Below are 14,308 nucleotides of genomic sequence, written 5' to 3' on the forward strand. Positions count from 1 at the left end.
GGCGGCGCCTACTTCCTGAGCCCGAAGTCCGGCTGCGGTCCGAAGTTCTCGATTTCGCGGTTGACCAGTTGGCCGCCGCTGCGCTCGACCTTGCGCAGATAGACGTTCTGGGTCACGTGGCGCGTGGCCGGATCGATGGACACGGGTCCGCGCGGGCTTTCCCAGGACAGCTTGCGGGCCGCCTCGATCGCCGCCGCGCCGTCGCGCTTGCCGCCGGTGGCCTCGATCATCCTGTGGATGACGGCCATGCCGTCCCAGGCGCCCACCGACGCGTAGTTCGCGATCGCATCCTTGCTCTGCCCGCGCAGCGCCTCGATGAATTTACGGTTGGCGTCGGAGTCGTGCGCGGCCGAGTAATGGAATGCGGTGGTCAGGCCCAGCGCGGCGTCGCCGAACTTCTGCAGGTCGAATTCATCGGTCTCCGCCGATCCCAGGAAGTCGATGCCGGCCGCGCGCAGCCCGTTCTCGTTGTAGGCCTTCACGAACCCCAGGTTGGGAGGCCCGCCGGGCAGGAAGACATAGACGCCCTGCGCACCGCTGGCCTTGATCCGCTGCACGAAAGGAGCGAAGTCGGTGGTGCTGATGGGCATGCGGATGGACTCGACCACGGTGCCCCCGAGCCTGGCGAACTCGGTCTTGAAGGCCGTCTCGGCATCGACGCCGGGAGCGTAGTCAGTGACCGCGGTGACCATCTTGCGCTTGCCCTGCTTGTAGGCCCAGCGCGCGGCGGGAACGGTTACCTGCCAGAGGGTGTATGACGTACGGATGAAATAGGGCGACTTCTCGGTGATGTCGGAGGTCGCGGCGTTGAAGATGACCGTGGGCGTCTTCGACTGCGTGATGAGCGGCGCGACCGCCATCGCATTGGGCGTGAAGACGAAGCCCCCGAGGTAGTCCACCTTGTCCTTGACGATCAGTTCCTGCGCCAGCGCCTTCGTGCCGCTGGGATTGGGACCGCCGTTGTCACGGTAGAGCACCTGCACCTCGTGCCCGGCAAGCTTGCCTGCGTGGCTGGCCAGATAGGCCTCCACGCTGTCCTTGTAGAGCTTGCCGTAGTGGGCGAACGGGCCCGAGAACGGACCGATGACCCCCACCTTGATCGTCGCCGCCTGCGCCTGGGCGGCACAGGCCACCGCCGCGGCCGCGATGGCCCCGCCTATCAGCTTCCTCATGTCTCCTGCTCCTCGTCTCGTGGCGAATCTTTTGTGCAGTGAGGGCGATTCTGTGGCAAGAAAGTTGGTTAATCAACTAGTTGATTACCCTAACTTTCAGCTCGACCGTACGGGGCAGGCCCGCCGACGCTGAGGATCGCTCCGGGCGGCGCCGGTTTTGCACCTCGATTGATACCGATATATGCTTTTGCGCTTGCCGGCCGAGCCGCCCGCGAGCCACTCCCTCGGCCCCTTCCCTTTCGACGCCGGGCATGCGCCTATGCAGGCCCGCCCGGCTCCCGCGCACGAAGACGCCCATGGCCCTGCCCCGCAACTTGTCGTCCTTCCACGTCTACCTGTTGACCGGCGCGATGGCCGCCCTGGTCTTCATCACGGACATCTTCACTCCCATCGGCTTCGTGGAGTGGATCCTCTATATCGCGCCGGTGACCGGCTGCCTGTTGTCCCGCGATCGCATGGCCCCCTACTTCGTGGCCATCGCCTGCACCATCCTGCTTGCCATCGGCTACGTCTGGTCGCCGACCAACGCCGAGCTGACGGCGATGGCGGCCATCAACCGGGTGATCGGGGCCATCACCCTGTTCGCGCTGGCGACGGTCGCCTCGCTGTACATCGACTCCGGCGCCAGGCTCCGGCGCATCGCCTGGATACAGGAAGGCAGGGTCAGGATGGCCACCGCGGTGCAGGGCGAGAACAGCGAAGCGGATTTCTCCACCGGCGTGCTGCGCGCGCTGGCGGACTATCTGGACGCGAAGGTGGGCGTGCTCTATTCCCTGGATGCCGGCAGGCTGCGCAGGGTCGCAGCCTGGGCGCTGCCCGAGGGCGAACGGGCGCCGGCCGAGATACCCATCGGCGACGGCGCCATCGGCCAGGCCGTGCTCGAGCGGCGGCCACTGGTCCTGCAGGGCCTTGCGTCCAGCCACCTGAAGATCGGCTCGGCGCTCGGCTCCACGGAACCGGCCGGCATCGTGGCGGCACCGCTGCTCGCGGACGGCGCCGTCGTCGGCGCCATCGAGCTCGGTTTCCTGGGAACGGATGGCGCCACGGCGGACGTCATCGACATGGTGCAGGCTGCCACGGAAGGCATAGGCGCCGGCCTCAGGGCGGCGCAGTACCGCACCCGCCTGGAGGCCCTCCTGGCCGAGACCAAGCGCCAGAGCGAAGAGCTGCAGGTCCAGCAGGAGGAACTCCGCGTTTCCAACGAGGAACTGGAAGAACGGAGCCGGGCGCTCATGGATTCCCAGTCCAGGCTGGAGACCCAGCAGGCCGAGCTCGAGCAGACCAACCGCCAGCTGGAGGAATACACCGACAGCCTCGAGCGGCAGAAGAACAATCTCATCGCCGCGCAACGCGCCCTGGCCGAGAACACCCGCGCGCTGGAACGGGCCAACCAATACAAGTCCGAATTCCTGGCGAATATGTCCCACGAGTTGCGCACGCCGCTCAACAGTTCGCTGATCCTTGCCAAGCTGCTGGCCGAGAACCGGCACGGCAACCTGACCGACGAGCAAATCCGCTACGCGCAGACCATCCACTCGTCCAACACCGACCTGTTGCTGCTGATCAACGACATCCTGGATCTGTCCAGGATAGAAGCGGGCCATATCGACATCCAGGCAGAGCCCGTCACCGTCGACAGCATTCTGGATGCGATGCGGCGGTCTTTCGAACCTGTCGCCGGCCAGAAGCAACTGCAATTCCGCGTCGAACGCGGCCAGCATGCCCCCGAAGTCCTTGTGACGGACAACCAGAGACTGCAGCAGATCCTCAAGAATCTCCTGTCGAACGCCTTCAAGTTCACCGAGACGGGCAGCGTGACCCTGCGCGTGGCGCCGGCCGGCGAGGAGCAGGTGCGCTTCGACGTGGTGGATACCGGCATCGGCATCGCGCCGTCGCAGCAAGGCGTGATCTTCGAGGCGTTCCGCCAGGCTGACGGCACCACCAGCAGGAAATACGGCGGAAGCGGCCTGGGGCTGTCCATCTCGAAGGAGTTCGCGCAATTGCTGGGAGGCGACATCACCGTTTCCAGCGAGGTCGGCGCGGGCAGCACCTTCTCGCTCACGGTGGCGATCCATGCGCCGCAGGAAGCCGCCTCCCCGGCCGGGCCTCCTGCGCGGAACGCCGCGCCTGTCCAGCCGACGCCGCCCGCAGTACCCGACGTGCCCGCGCAGCGCGCCTCGCCCGCCGCCCCGGAAGCGCCCGCGACACCGCGCCAGGACGCCATGCCTGACGATCGCCACCAGCTCACGCGGACAGGCAGGCTGATCCTGGCCATCGAGGATGATCTCGCCTTTGCCCGGATACTGTACGACCTGGCCCACGAGCTGGATTTCGATTGCGTGCTGGCCATGACCGCGGTCGAAGGCATGGAACTGGCCCGCAAGCTCCAGCCCTGCGGCATCCTGCTGGACATGGGCCTGCCCGACGATTCCGGCCTGAGCGTCCTGGAACGCCTGAAGCGCGATCCGGCCACGCGGCACGTGCCGGTCCACGTGGTCTCCGTTTCCGACTACACCGAGACAGCCCTGCAACTGGGCGCCATCGGCTACACCCTCAAGCCGTCGGCGCGCGAACAGCTGGCCGGCGCGATCCAATCGCTGGAAGCCCGGCTCAGGCAGCGCTTGCGCCGTATCCTCGTGATCGAGGACGACGCGGCGCTGCGCGGCAACATACAGCTGCTGCTGCAATCCCCCGGACTCGAACAGACGGGCGTCGGCACCATGGCCGACGCGCTGGAGCAATTGCGCACCAGGAGCTTCGATTGCGTCATCATGGACCTCGCGCTGCCCGACGGCTCGGGGTACGACCTGCTCGAGAAAATGGCCGGCGACGGTCCCTACGCCTTCCCGCCCGTCATCGTCTACACCGGACGCTCGCTGACCACCGACGAAGAGCAGCGGCTGCGCCGCTACTCGAAGTCCATCATCATCAAGGGCGCCCGGTCGCCGGAGCGCCTGCTGGACGAAGTCACGCTGTTCCTGCACAGCGTCGAGTCGGACCTGCCGCCGGAGCAGCAGCGCATGCTGAAGGAAGCACGCAGCCGCGACTCCGCGTTCGAGGGGCGGCGCATCCTCCTGGCCGAGGACGACATCCGCAACATCTTCGCGCTGTCGCAGGTCATCGAACCGCTCGGCGCCCAGATGGAAATCGCCCGCAATGGCCGCGAAGCGCTGGAAGCCCTGGCCCGCTCGAGCGACATCGACCTCGTGCTGATGGACATCATGATGCCCGAGATGGACGGATTGACCGCCATCCGCGAAATCCGCGGCCGCCCGCAGTTCGCCAAGCTGCCCATCATCGCGCTCACGGCCAAGGCCATGCCCGCCGACCGCCAGCGCTGCCTTGACGCGGGCGCGAGCGACTACATCTCGAAGCCGCTGGACGTCGACAAACTGCTCTCGCTATGCCGGGTATGGCTGCCTCAATAGGAAAGGACCAGGGAGCCCTCATGCCCACGGACAAGGATTTCGACCTGGAACTCGGCCTGCTGCTGGAAGCCATCTATCTCAAGTACCAGTACGACTTCCGCGACTACTCGCCCACTTCGCTGCGCCGGCGCATCGCGCAGGCGCTCCCCGCGTTCGACTGCAGGACGCTGTCCCAGTTGCAGGACCGCATCCTGCACGAACCCGAGGCGTTCCCCAGGCTGATGCAGTACCTGACCATCCAGGTCAGCGAGATGTTCAGGGATCCCGGCTATTTCAGGGCGCTGCGCGAGCACGTCGTGCCGGTGCTGAGAACCTACCCATCCATCAAGATCTGGGTGGCCGGCTGCAGCACCGGGGAGGAACTGTGGTCGCTGGCCATCCTGATGGAGGAGGAAGGACTGGGCGACCGCACGCTGTTCTATGCGACGGACATCCACCAGCAAGCCCTGCGCGCCGCGGAGGCCGCGATCTACCCCACCGAACGTATCGGCGAGTTCAGCCGCAACTACCTGGCCTCCGGGGGCAAGCGCTCCCTGTCGGACTACTACCATGCCGCGTACGGAGCGGCGTCGTTCGCCCGCTCGCTCAAGCCGCAGGTGGTCTTCGCCAACCACAGCCTCGCGACGGACAGCGTGTTTTCCGAGGTGCACCTGGTGTCCTGCCGCAACGTGCTCATCTATTTCAACCGCACGCTGCAGGACCGGGCCCTGGGCCTGTTCCGCGACGCGCTCGTGCGGCGGGGATTCCTGGGACTGGGCAGCAAGGAGAACATCCGGTTCACCGCCGCCAGCGAGGCATTCGAAGACTTCGTCCCGGCCGAGAAGATCTATCGGAAACAATGACATGGACACGGCGCCCTTCCCGTCGCACCTGGAGGCCATAGCCATCGGCGCTTCCACCGGCGGCATCGAAGCATTGAGCGAACTGCTTCCGGCGCTGCGCGACGGCCTGCCGGCCACGGTTGCCGTGGTCCTGCACATCGCCCCCGCCCAGCGCAGCATGCTGGCCGCCCTGTTCGCCGGCCGCTGCGCGCTGCCCGTGGTGGAGGCGGACGACAAACAGCCCGCCGAGGCGGGACATGTCTATTTCGCACCGCCCGACTATCATCTGCAGGCCGAAGGCGACCGGACGTGGTCGCTCACGCAGGACGAACCGGTCAATCATTCCCGGCCGTCGATCGACGTGCTGTTCGAGACCGCTGCCGACGTCTACGGCCGCGGCCTGCTCGGCATCGTCCTGAGCGGCAACAGCAGCGACGGCACGGCCGGCTTGCTCGCCATCCGCCGCGCGGGCGGCATCACCTGGGCGCAGGACCCGGATACGGCGCCCGCTCCCATCATGCCACGCAGCGCCATCGAGGCCGGCGCGGCCGACGCCGTATTGCCACTGGCGGCCATGGCGGCCGCCCTGCGCAAGCTCGGCACGGCCCGGGGCGGCGCGCCGGCGGACCAGATCTAGAAGGAAAAACGCATGCCACGCTCAGTGAAGATTCTCGTGGTGGACGACATCGAGGAAAACATCGTCGCGCTGGAGGCGCTCGTGCAGCGTCCCGACGTGGAGCTGCTGCGGGCCAATTCGGGGCCGGAGGCGCTGGAGCTGCTGCTCGGACACGACGTCGCCCTGGCACTGCTCGACGTGCACATGCCGGGCATGGACGGCTTCGAACTCGCGGAACTGATGCGCGGCAGTCCCCGTACCCGCCACGTCCCCATCATTTTCCTGACCGCCGCCGACCGCAGCACCCATCGGACGTTCCGAGGCTACGAAGCCGGCGCGGTGGATTTCCTCTACAAACCCCTCGACCCCCACATACTCCGCAGCAAGATCGACGTCTTCATACAGTTGCAACACCAGCGCCTGCAACTGGCCGAACAGCTCGACACACTGACGCAGCTGCTGCGCACCAACGAAATGTTCGTCGCCGTATTGGGCCACGACCTGCGCAACCCGCTGTCGGCCATCGTCAACATCTCGGAAGTCCTGGTCCAGACCGCCACGGACGACCGCACGCGGGACTGGGCGGGCCGCATCCGGAACAGCGGGACCCGGATGTCGCGCATGGTGGACCAGATGCTGGACCTCGCGCACATGCGCACGGGAACGCTCACCTTGGCCATCGGACACGAGCCGGTCGATCTCGCCGGTCTGTGCCGTGGCATCGTGCAGGAACTGGACCCGCTGGACGACCGGCGCGCGATCCGGCTGGAGTGCTCCGGCGACACGCACGGGCATTGGGACCAGGACCGCCTGCAACAGGTTTTTTCCAACCTGCTCGGCAACGCGCTGCAGCACGGCATGCCGGGAGAACCGGTGTCCATCAGCATAGACGGAACGAATGACGGCTCCGTCACGGTCAAGGTGGCCAATTCAGGCTCGCTCGACCCCGACGTCCGCACCCGGCTGTTCCAACCCTTCGCCACCACGGCGGGCCGGTCGCGGCCCTCCGGCGGGCTCGGGCTGGGCCTCTACATCGTCAAGGAACTGGTAGCCATCCACCAGGGCCGGCTGACGGTGAATTGCGACACCGAGGGGCTGACGGTCTTCGAAGTCGTCCTGCCGCGCCGATCCGGAACCGCCGGCGAAAACAAGGTCCCGGCCTCGCTGGCCGCGCCCTTGGCTCACCGCCGCTGAAGGGGCTCGTCCGCCCCGGGCCCCACCCGCCACCAGGCGGGAAAGAGCTGCCGCACCTCGGGCCGCCCGTACCGATCATCGATCAGCACCAGCACGCCTTCGTCGTGCTCGGTCCGTATCACCCGTCCGGCGGCCTGCACCACCTTGCGCAGGCCCGGATACAGGTAGGTGTAGTCATATCCCCGGCCAAAGCGGGCTTGCATGACGTCCCGCATGCGTTCGTTGACGGGATTGACCTGCGGCATCCCCAGGGTGGCGATGAACACGCCGATCAGCCGCGAACCCGGCAGGTCCACGCCTTCGGCGAAGGCGCCTCCCAGCACGGCAAAGCCCAGCCCCTGTCCGCCTTCGACGAAACGGGCCAGAAAGCCGGCGCGGCCGGCCTCGTCCATGTCCGGCGTCTGCACCCAGATGGGCCACTGCCCGTCATGCTCCCGTACGCCCTCGGCCAGGCGCCGCACGTAGTCGAAGCTGCTGGCGAACACCAGGTAGTTGCCGGGCCTGGCCGCGTATTGGCGCACGATCAGGCCGGCGATGGCCGGCACCGAGCGCTCGCGATCGCGGAAACGCGTGGAGATGTGTCCGGCGATCCGCACCGACAACTGCGTGGGCCTGAACGGCGCCCGCACCTCCATCCAGCCCGTGGACACCGGCAGGCCCAGCGTATCGCGATAGAAGCCGGATGGCGCCAGCGTGCCCGAGAACAGCAAGGTGGCGTGCGCCGCCGCATGGCGGGGCGCGAGAAAGGACGCCGGCACCACGTTGCGCAGGCATAGCGTGGAAACCGGGCGGCGCCCGGGTGCAAGCGTCACGTCGAACAGGGAATGGGAGCCGAACTGCTCCGCCAGGCGGATGAAGTGCAGCGCATCGAAGTAGAAGCGCTGCAACGCCGGCGCCATTCCCACGGGCGTCTCGGCCAGGCGGTCGGTAATCGATGCCGTCGCTTGCTGCAACGAGGCCAGCCACGCGGCCGGCACGGCCGGATGGCATTGATAGGGAGCCGTCTGCTGGCGGTTCCATGCGCTCCACTGCCGGCGCACGGCATTCAGCGGGCGGCGCAGCGCGGGAGGCGCGGCGGCGAGCGCGGCCTGGAACGCGGACTGGTCGACGCACGCGCTGTACATGCCGCGCGCCCGCTCCACCAGGTTGTGGGCTTCGTCCACCAGTACGGCCACCCGCCAGCCCTGGGTAACCGTCAGCGCGTACAACAGTCCGTTGCCATCGTAGTAGTAGTTGTAGTCGCCCACCACGACGTCGCTCCAGCGCGCGAGTTCCTGTGCCAGGAAGTAGGGACATAGACCATGGGACAGCGCGATCTCCCGCACGCGCGGCCGATCCCAGCGGCCTGCGGCCGCGACCGCGTCGGCGCGCGCCGCGGCCAGGCGATCATAGAAGCCGCGGGCCAATGGGCAGTCGTCGGGATGGCACGCGCGGCCTGGATGCTCGCAAGCCTTGTCGCGCGCCACCAGCTCCAGCGTGCGCAGCGGAAGCCTGCCTGCGGCGCCCGCGGCCAGCCGGTCGATCGCGTCGAGGGCCAGCGCGCGGCCGGAGCTCTTGGCGGTCAGGAAGAAGATCTTGTCCAGGCGTTGCGCCGCGCAGGCTTTCAGCGTGGGAAAAAGCGTGCCCAGCGTCTTGCCTATGCCGGTGGGCGCCTGCGCCATGAGGCACAGGCCGTCGCGTGCCGTCCGGAAGGCGGCCACCGCCAGTTCGCGCTGGCCGGTGCGCAAGCTGGCGTACGGGAACGCCAGCGACGCCAGGGCGCTGTCGCGGTCCTGGCGATGGGACCGTTCGGCCAGCGCCCATGCCAGGAAACGTTCGCATTGTTCGTTGAAGAAGGCCTCGAGCTCGGCGGCGGAAAGCCGTTCCGTCAACACCGTCTCGCGCCGGCTGGCGACGTCGAGGTAGACCAGGGCCAGTTCCAGTTCCGTCAATCCCCGCTCGCGGCACAGCAAGTGCCCATACATCCGGACTTGTGCCCAATGCAGGGCGCGGCGGTGTCCGGGCAGCGCATCGAGCCGGCCACGGTGCGTCTTGATTTCCTCGAGCCGGTTCGCCGCGCGATCATAGCCGTCCGCGCGGCCCCGGACGCGCAGCACGCCGTAGTCCCCCGACAGCGCGATCTCGGCTTCGTAGCCGTCTCCACGCCGTCCCGCGACCAGGACGTGTCCCGCCTGGCCCTCCTGGGCGGTCGGCGCGGGCGTGTAGCGCAGGTCGAGATCCCCCTGGCGCGCGGTGAACTCGCACAGGGTGCGCACGGCCACGACGTACGCGGGCGACGGGAGCTCGTCCCGCGCCGGGGCGGTCCCGGAAGACTGTATATCCATACAGTAATCATAGCAGCCCGCCCGCCGCCGGCGGCGCATGCAAAAAGCCCCTCGTCCGTGGGACGAGGGGCTTCGGGTCCGGCCGGTGCCGGGCGCCGGCCTACTTGCGCATCGACGCGATGATGCCGTCGAGCTGCTCGAGCATCTGGTCGATCTCGTCCGTGGATACGTTCAGCGCGGGCATGAAACGCAGCAGGTTGCCGCGCGGCGCATTCAGCAGCAGGCCATTGGGCTCGAGCGTGCGTGCGCGCTCGACGATGGCCGGGCCGTCCTCGCGGTCCATGACCAGCGCCCGCAGCAGGCCGTTGCCGCGTTCGCCGGGCATGCCCCACTTGGCGGCCAGCTTCACCAGGCCTTGCGACAGGTACTGGCCGCGCTCGCGCACGCCTTCCATGAAGCCGGGCGCGGCCAGCGCGTCGAACACCGCCACGCCGATGGCCGTCATGAGCGGGTTGCCGTTGTAGGTGCCCCCCTGGTCGCCGTGCTTGAACACGCAGACCTCCTCGCGCGCCAGCATCGCCGCCAGCGGTGCGCCCCCGCCTATGCCCTTGCCCAGCGTCATGATGTCGGGGCGCACCCCGGCCTGCTCGTAGGCGAACATCGTGCCCGTACGGCCCATGCCGGTCTGCACTTCGTCCACGATCAGCAGCAGCTTGCGCGCGTCGGCCAGCTTGCGCAGGCTTTGCATGAATTCGGTCGTCGCGGGAATGACGCCCCCCTCGCCCTGCACCGGCTCCAGCATGATGGCCACGGTCTGGTCGTCGATCAGCGCCTCGACCGATGCCAGGTCGTTCAGCTCAGCCTTGGGGAAACCGTCGACCTGGGGCGCGAAGATCGTGCTCCAGCCCGGCTTGCCCGAGGCCGACATGGTCGCCAGCGTGCGGCCATGGAAGCTGTGGTTGAAGGTGATGATCTTGAAGGCGCCCTGCTTGTGGACCTGCCCCCACTTGCGCGCGAGCTTGATCGCGCCCTCGTTGGCCTCGGCGCCGCTGTTGGCGAAGAACACGCGGTCGAAGCACGAAGCCTGGGTCAGGCGCGTGGCCAGTTCGATCGACGGCAGGTTGTAGAAGGCCGGCGACGGGTTCAGCAGCTGGCGCGACTGGGTCTCCACGGCCTTGACGATTTCCGGCGGGCAATGCCCCAGGCAATTAACCGCCCAGCCCTGGATGAAGTCGAGATAGCGCTTGCCTGCATGGTCTTCCAGCCACGACCCCTGCCCTCGGACGAACACGAGGTCCGGGCGCTGCGTGATCTCCATGAGGGCGTTGACGTTGAACTGGCCGAATTCCATGACTCAAACTCCTTGCGTGCCCGAGGGCGAAAAATGGAAAACCCGCCGACGCGGCGGGTCGATAAACATTACACCGTGTTGCGGGCGATGTCTGCCTCGGACGTGAAAGAGTCCGCATAAAACTCGTCATCGGGCAGTCCGCACTGTTGTACAAAGTCCCTATGCGCCGATTCGACCATGACGGGCGCGCCGCAGGCGTACACCTGATGGCCGGAAAGATCCGGCAGGTCGTCCATCACCGCCTGGTGCACGAAGCCCGTGCGGCCGGTCCAGGCATCCTCGGGCAGCGCGTCCGACACCACCGGCACGTACCGGAAATCCGGGCGGGCCGCGGCCCACTCCCGGGCCACCTCGTCCATGTACAGGTCGCGCGGGCGGCGGCCGCCCCAATACAGATGGACCGGACGGCGGATGTCCTTGTGGATCATGTGCTCGACCATGGCCTTGATCGGCGCGAAGCCGGTGCCGCTGGCCAGCATGACGATGGGCTTGTGGCTGTCCTCGCGCAGGAAGAACGAACCGAACGGGCCCTCGAAGCGCAGGATGTCGCGTTCCTTCAGCTGGGTCGCGCCCGCGCCGAACACGTGGTCGGTGAAGGCGCCGCCGGGCAGGTGGCGGATGTGCAGCACCAGCCCGCCTTCCTCGTGGGGTGCGTTCGCCATGGAATACGAACGGCGCCGGCCGTCCTTCATGATGATCTCGACGTATTGCCCGGCGTTGAAGCGCAGTTGCTCGGTGGCCGGCAATTGCAGGCGCACGATCCGCACGTCCGGCGCCGCCTCGGCCAGCCCCTGGACGCGGCAAGGCATCTTGCGGATGGGGATGTCGGCGATGCCCATGACTTCGCGCGCCTCGATGGTGAGATCGGTCAGCGGGCGCGCCACGCAGAACAGGGTCAGGCCCAGCTCGGCCTCTTCGGGCGTCAGCGTCTGGGCCTGGTGGGGTCCGAGCTCGATCTCGCCCGCGACCAGCTTGCCCTTGCACGACGAACATGCCCCATTCTTGCAGCTATAGGGCAACATTACGCCTGCTTGCAGCGCCGCATCGAGCACGGTCTGGCCATGTTCGACCGTGAACCGATGACCGCTGGGCAGAACGGTGACCTGATGACTCATCACCTGGATCCTATGAAAACGGTGGAAATACGATGAACATCCCGCAGCCTGCGCATGCCGCGCGCCTGGGTCGCCCGCGCCTGCTGATCGTCGGCTGCGGCGACACGGGCATGCACGTCCTGGAGCGGCTGGCGGGCCGCAGAAGGGTCTTCGCGCTGACGTCCAGCCCGCAGCGGCTGCCCGAGCTGCGCGCCGCGGGCGCCATCCCGCTGCTGGGCAACCTGGACTGCCCGCGGCAACTGGCCCGCCTGCGCGGTCTGGCAGCCGACGTCCTGATGCTGGCCCCCCCGCCCGGACAGGGCGAAGGCGATCCTCGCTCCCGCAGGCTGGCGGCCGTCCTGCGGCGGCCGGCCCCGAAAGCGCGCGTCCGGCCGGCTGCGATGGGCCCCGGCCCACGGCAAATCCGGCATCCCCCCATTGTAGCCAAACCACGCCGCGGCGCCCTGGCCGCCGGGGCGCTCACGGTGGTCTACGCCAGCACCACCGGCGTCTATGGCGACGCCCGGGGCCGCCGGCTGCCAGAAACCGCGCCCGTGCACCCCGCGTCCCCCCGCAGCCGGCGCCGGGTGGACGCCGAGGCCGCCTGGCGCACGCCCGGCCCGGCCCGGGCTCGCCGGGCGCGCCTGGGCCTGGCTCCCTGGCGCGCCGTCGTGCTGCGCATTCCCGGCATCTACGGGCGCGACCGCCTGCCGCTGGAGCGGCTGCGCGCCGGCCTGCCGCGCCTGGCCCCCGGCGAGGACGTTTACACCAACCATATCGAAATCGGCGACCTGGCTCGAACCCTGGAGGCCGCCCTGTATCGCGGACGGCCGCAGCGCATCGTCCATGCCGCGGACGGCCAGGACCTGAAGATGGGCGACTACTTCGATGCCGTCGCCGACGCCGCCGGCCTGCCTCGCCCGCCCAGCCTGCCGGCGGCCGGCGTCCGCGCCGCGGTCAGTCCGGCGATGTGGTCCTTCATGCAGGAGTCACGGCGGCTGGACAACCGCCGCCTGGTGACCGAGCTGCGCGTGCGCCTGCGTCATCCCACCGTCCGGCATGCACTGGACGCGTGGTATCGGCCCGCCGGCTAGGCCCGGATGCGGGCCTCGTGCGCCTGCCCCTCGGCCTGCAGCCAGGCGCGCAGCGTCGCGATGGCCGGATCGGCCGACCGCTGTTTGTCGTGCACGAAGAAATAATCGTCGGCCGGCGCCAGCACCTCGGGAAACAGCGCCACCAGCCGTCCGGCCTCCAGTTCCTCCTGCATCAGGTAGCGGGGACCCATCACGATACCCAGTCCGTCGAGCGCGGCTTCGACCGCCAGATAGGTATGATCGAAGCCCAGGCTTGCCCGCGGCTGCAGATGCGGCACGCCGGCCACCGCCAGCCAGCGCTGCCAGTCGTCGGGCCGCATGTCGGCCGTCAGCCAGGTTTCCCGCGCCAGCGAGTCGATCGAGGCGGGCCGGCGCCTGAGCGGTCCGGCCCGCAGCGGCGTCACCGCCTCTTTCATGAAAGGTGTCTCGACCAGGTGCGGCTCGCCGCCGCGGCCGCGCCGGATCGCCGCATCGACCCCGCCCGGCAGCGCGTGCGCGCGATCGCGCCGGTTGTTCAGCTGGATCTGGATGTCGGGATACTGGCGCAGGAACCCGGTCAGCCTGGGCACGAGCCAATGCAGGGTCATGGTGGGCGGCGCGCTGACCACCAGCTTGCGGCCGGCCTCGGGACGGGCGCGCTCCACCGCGCCCGCCATGCGGTCGAACGCGTCTCGCAGTTCGCCCGCCAGCACCCGCCCTGCCACGGTGGGCTCGAGCCGGCGTCCGCGCCGGTCGAACAGCGCCGCGCCCAGCCAGCGCTCGAGATTCAGCACCTGCTTGCTGATGGCGCCGTGCGATACGCACAGTTCCTCGGCGGCGCGCGACTATTCGATGCAGTACGTCGTGGCCGTGGCGCTGCTCAAGGGGCGCCTCGACCACCATGATTATGACGACGCCACCGCTGCCGACCCCCGCATCGACCGCCTGCGCGCGCTGACCCGCCTGGCCGAGGATCCGGCCTATACCCGGGAGCACCACGATCCGGCCATTCGAAGTTGCGCCAATGCCGTGCGGGTGACACTGGACGACGGTACGGCGTCGCCCTGGATCGAGACGCGGTTTCCCGCAGGCGACCCGTCGCGTCGCGATCAGGCCCTCCCGCTGCTGGCTGACAAATTCCACGCGCTTTCAGCCCGCCGATGGCCCGACGGACGCGGCCGCGACCTATGGATACGGCTGAACGACGCCGCCAGCGCCGCGAACTGGCCTGCCGACGAGTTCCTGTCATCGCTCACACGCCTCTGACTGCCAGGCTTCATGCCGGCGAGGCATCC

11 protein-coding genes are annotated in these 14,308 nt (G+C 68.3%); 6 read left to right on the forward strand and 5 right to left on the reverse strand.

Annotated elements, in window-relative coordinates; translation table 11 throughout:
• Positions 1-8 precede the first annotated feature (8 nt).
• Positions 9-1,172, reverse strand: a complete 1,164-nt coding sequence (locus CDO46_RS18460) for an ABC transporter substrate-binding protein (protein ID WP_087839944.1) — start codon at positions 1,170-1,172, stop codon at positions 9-11.
• 296 nt (positions 1,173-1,468) lie between these two features.
• Between CDO46_RS18460 and CDO46_RS18465 the strand changes: the two genes are divergently transcribed.
• The 4 genes from CDO46_RS18465 to CDO46_RS18480 are packed head-to-tail and all read left to right on the forward strand — an operon-like array spanning position 1,469 to position 7,231.
• Positions 1,469-4,600 (forward strand): response regulator, encoded by a 3,132-nt coding sequence (locus tag CDO46_RS18465; protein ID WP_087839945.1) that lies wholly within the window; start codon positions 1,469-1,471, stop codon positions 4,598-4,600.
• Positions 4,601-4,620: 20 nt separating this feature from the next.
• The gene (locus CDO46_RS18470; protein WP_087839946.1) at positions 4,621-5,442 is read left to right on the forward strand and encodes a protein-glutamate O-methyltransferase CheR; all 822 of its coding nucleotides are present in this window, start codon (positions 4,621-4,623) and stop codon (positions 5,440-5,442) included.
• Between the two features lies 1 nt (position 5,443).
• The gene (locus tag CDO46_RS18475; RefSeq protein WP_087839947.1) at positions 5,444-6,058 is read left to right on the forward strand and encodes a chemotaxis protein CheB; all 615 of its coding nucleotides are present in this window, start codon (positions 5,444-5,446) and stop codon (positions 6,056-6,058) included.
• A 12-nt stretch (positions 6,059-6,070) separates the two neighbouring features.
• Positions 6,071-7,231, forward strand: coding sequence for a hybrid sensor histidine kinase/response regulator (locus CDO46_RS18480; protein ID WP_087839948.1), 1,161 nt, complete (start codon positions 6,071-6,073; stop codon positions 7,229-7,231).
• Here the strand turns inward: CDO46_RS18480 and CDO46_RS18485 are convergent.
• From CDO46_RS18485 to CDO46_RS18495, 3 genes are all read right to left on the reverse strand, one after another.
• Entirely contained in the window at positions 7,219-9,555 is a 2,337-nt protein-coding gene (locus tag CDO46_RS18485) for an ATP-dependent DNA helicase (protein WP_087839949.1), read from the reverse strand. The genes CDO46_RS18480 and CDO46_RS18485 overlap by 13 nt on opposite strands.
• Positions 9,556-9,655: 100 nt before the next feature.
• On the reverse strand, positions 9,656-10,846 hold the full coding sequence (locus CDO46_RS18490) for an acetylornithine transaminase (protein ID WP_087839950.1): 1,191 nt from the start codon (positions 10,844-10,846) through the stop codon (positions 9,656-9,658).
• 68 nt (positions 10,847-10,914) lie between these two features.
• Positions 10,915-11,961: a CDP-6-deoxy-delta-3,4-glucoseen reductase gene (locus tag CDO46_RS18495; RefSeq protein ID WP_087839951.1), complete on the reverse strand. Its 1,047-nt coding sequence runs from the start codon at positions 11,959-11,961 to the stop codon at positions 10,915-10,917.
• Positions 11,962-11,993: 32 nt separating this feature from the next.
• Here CDO46_RS18495 and CDO46_RS18500 point away from each other — a divergent pair, with 32 nt between their 5' ends.
• Entirely contained in the window at positions 11,994-13,034 is a 1,041-nt protein-coding gene (locus CDO46_RS18500) for an NAD(P)-dependent oxidoreductase (RefSeq protein ID WP_087839952.1), read from the forward strand.
• On the opposite strand, the gene CDO46_RS18505 is transcribed toward CDO46_RS18500, so the two are convergent.
• The gene (locus CDO46_RS18505; protein WP_087839953.1) at positions 13,031-13,807 is read right to left on the reverse strand and encodes a LysR substrate-binding domain-containing protein; all 777 of its coding nucleotides are present in this window, start codon (positions 13,805-13,807) and stop codon (positions 13,031-13,033) included. The genes CDO46_RS18500 and CDO46_RS18505 overlap by 4 nt on opposite strands.
• Positions 13,808-13,817: 10 nt before the next feature.
• On the opposite strand from CDO46_RS18505, the gene CDO46_RS18510 reads away from it, so the two are divergent.
• Positions 13,818-14,279, forward strand: coding sequence for an MmgE/PrpD family protein (locus CDO46_RS18510; protein ID WP_087839954.1), 462 nt, complete (start codon positions 13,818-13,820; stop codon positions 14,277-14,279).
• The last annotated feature ends 29 nt before the right edge of the window (positions 14,280-14,308 follow it).

The sequence above is a fragment of the Pigmentiphaga sp. NML030171 genome, from assembly GCF_002188635.1.
GTDB lineage: Bacteria > Pseudomonadota > Gammaproteobacteria > Burkholderiales > Burkholderiaceae_B > Pigmentiphaga > Pigmentiphaga daeguensis.

Coding starts and splice junctions, on each gene's coding strand:
- CDO46_RS18465 (WP_087839945.1), top strand. CDS start 1,469: ATGGCCCTGCCCCGCAACTTGTCGTCCTTCCACGTCTACCTGTTGACC.
- CDO46_RS18485 (WP_087839949.1), bottom strand. CDS start 9,555: ATGGATATACAGTCTTCCGGGACCGCCCCGGCGCGGGACGAGCTCCCG.
- CDO46_RS18495 (WP_087839951.1), bottom strand. CDS start 11,961: ATGAGTCATCAGGTCACCGTTCTGCCCAGCGGTCATCGGTTCACGGTC.
- CDO46_RS18480 (WP_087839948.1), top strand. CDS start 6,071: ATGCCACGCTCAGTGAAGATTCTCGTGGTGGACGACATCGAGGAAAAC.
- CDO46_RS18470 (WP_087839946.1), top strand. CDS start 4,621: ATGCCCACGGACAAGGATTTCGACCTGGAACTCGGCCTGCTGCTGGAA.
- CDO46_RS18460 (WP_087839944.1), bottom strand. CDS start 1,172: ATGAGGAAGCTGATAGGCGGGGCCATCGCGGCCGCGGCGGTGGCCTGT.
- CDO46_RS18475 (WP_087839947.1), top strand. CDS start 5,444: ATGGACACGGCGCCCTTCCCGTCGCACCTGGAGGCCATAGCCATCGGC.
- CDO46_RS18510 (WP_087839954.1), top strand. CDS start 13,818: ATGGCGCCGTGCGATACGCACAGTTCCTCGGCGGCGCGCGACTATTCG.
- CDO46_RS18500 (WP_087839952.1), top strand. CDS start 11,994: ATGAACATCCCGCAGCCTGCGCATGCCGCGCGCCTGGGTCGCCCGCGC.
- CDO46_RS18490 (WP_087839950.1), bottom strand. CDS start 10,846: ATGGAATTCGGCCAGTTCAACGTCAACGCCCTCATGGAGATCACGCAG.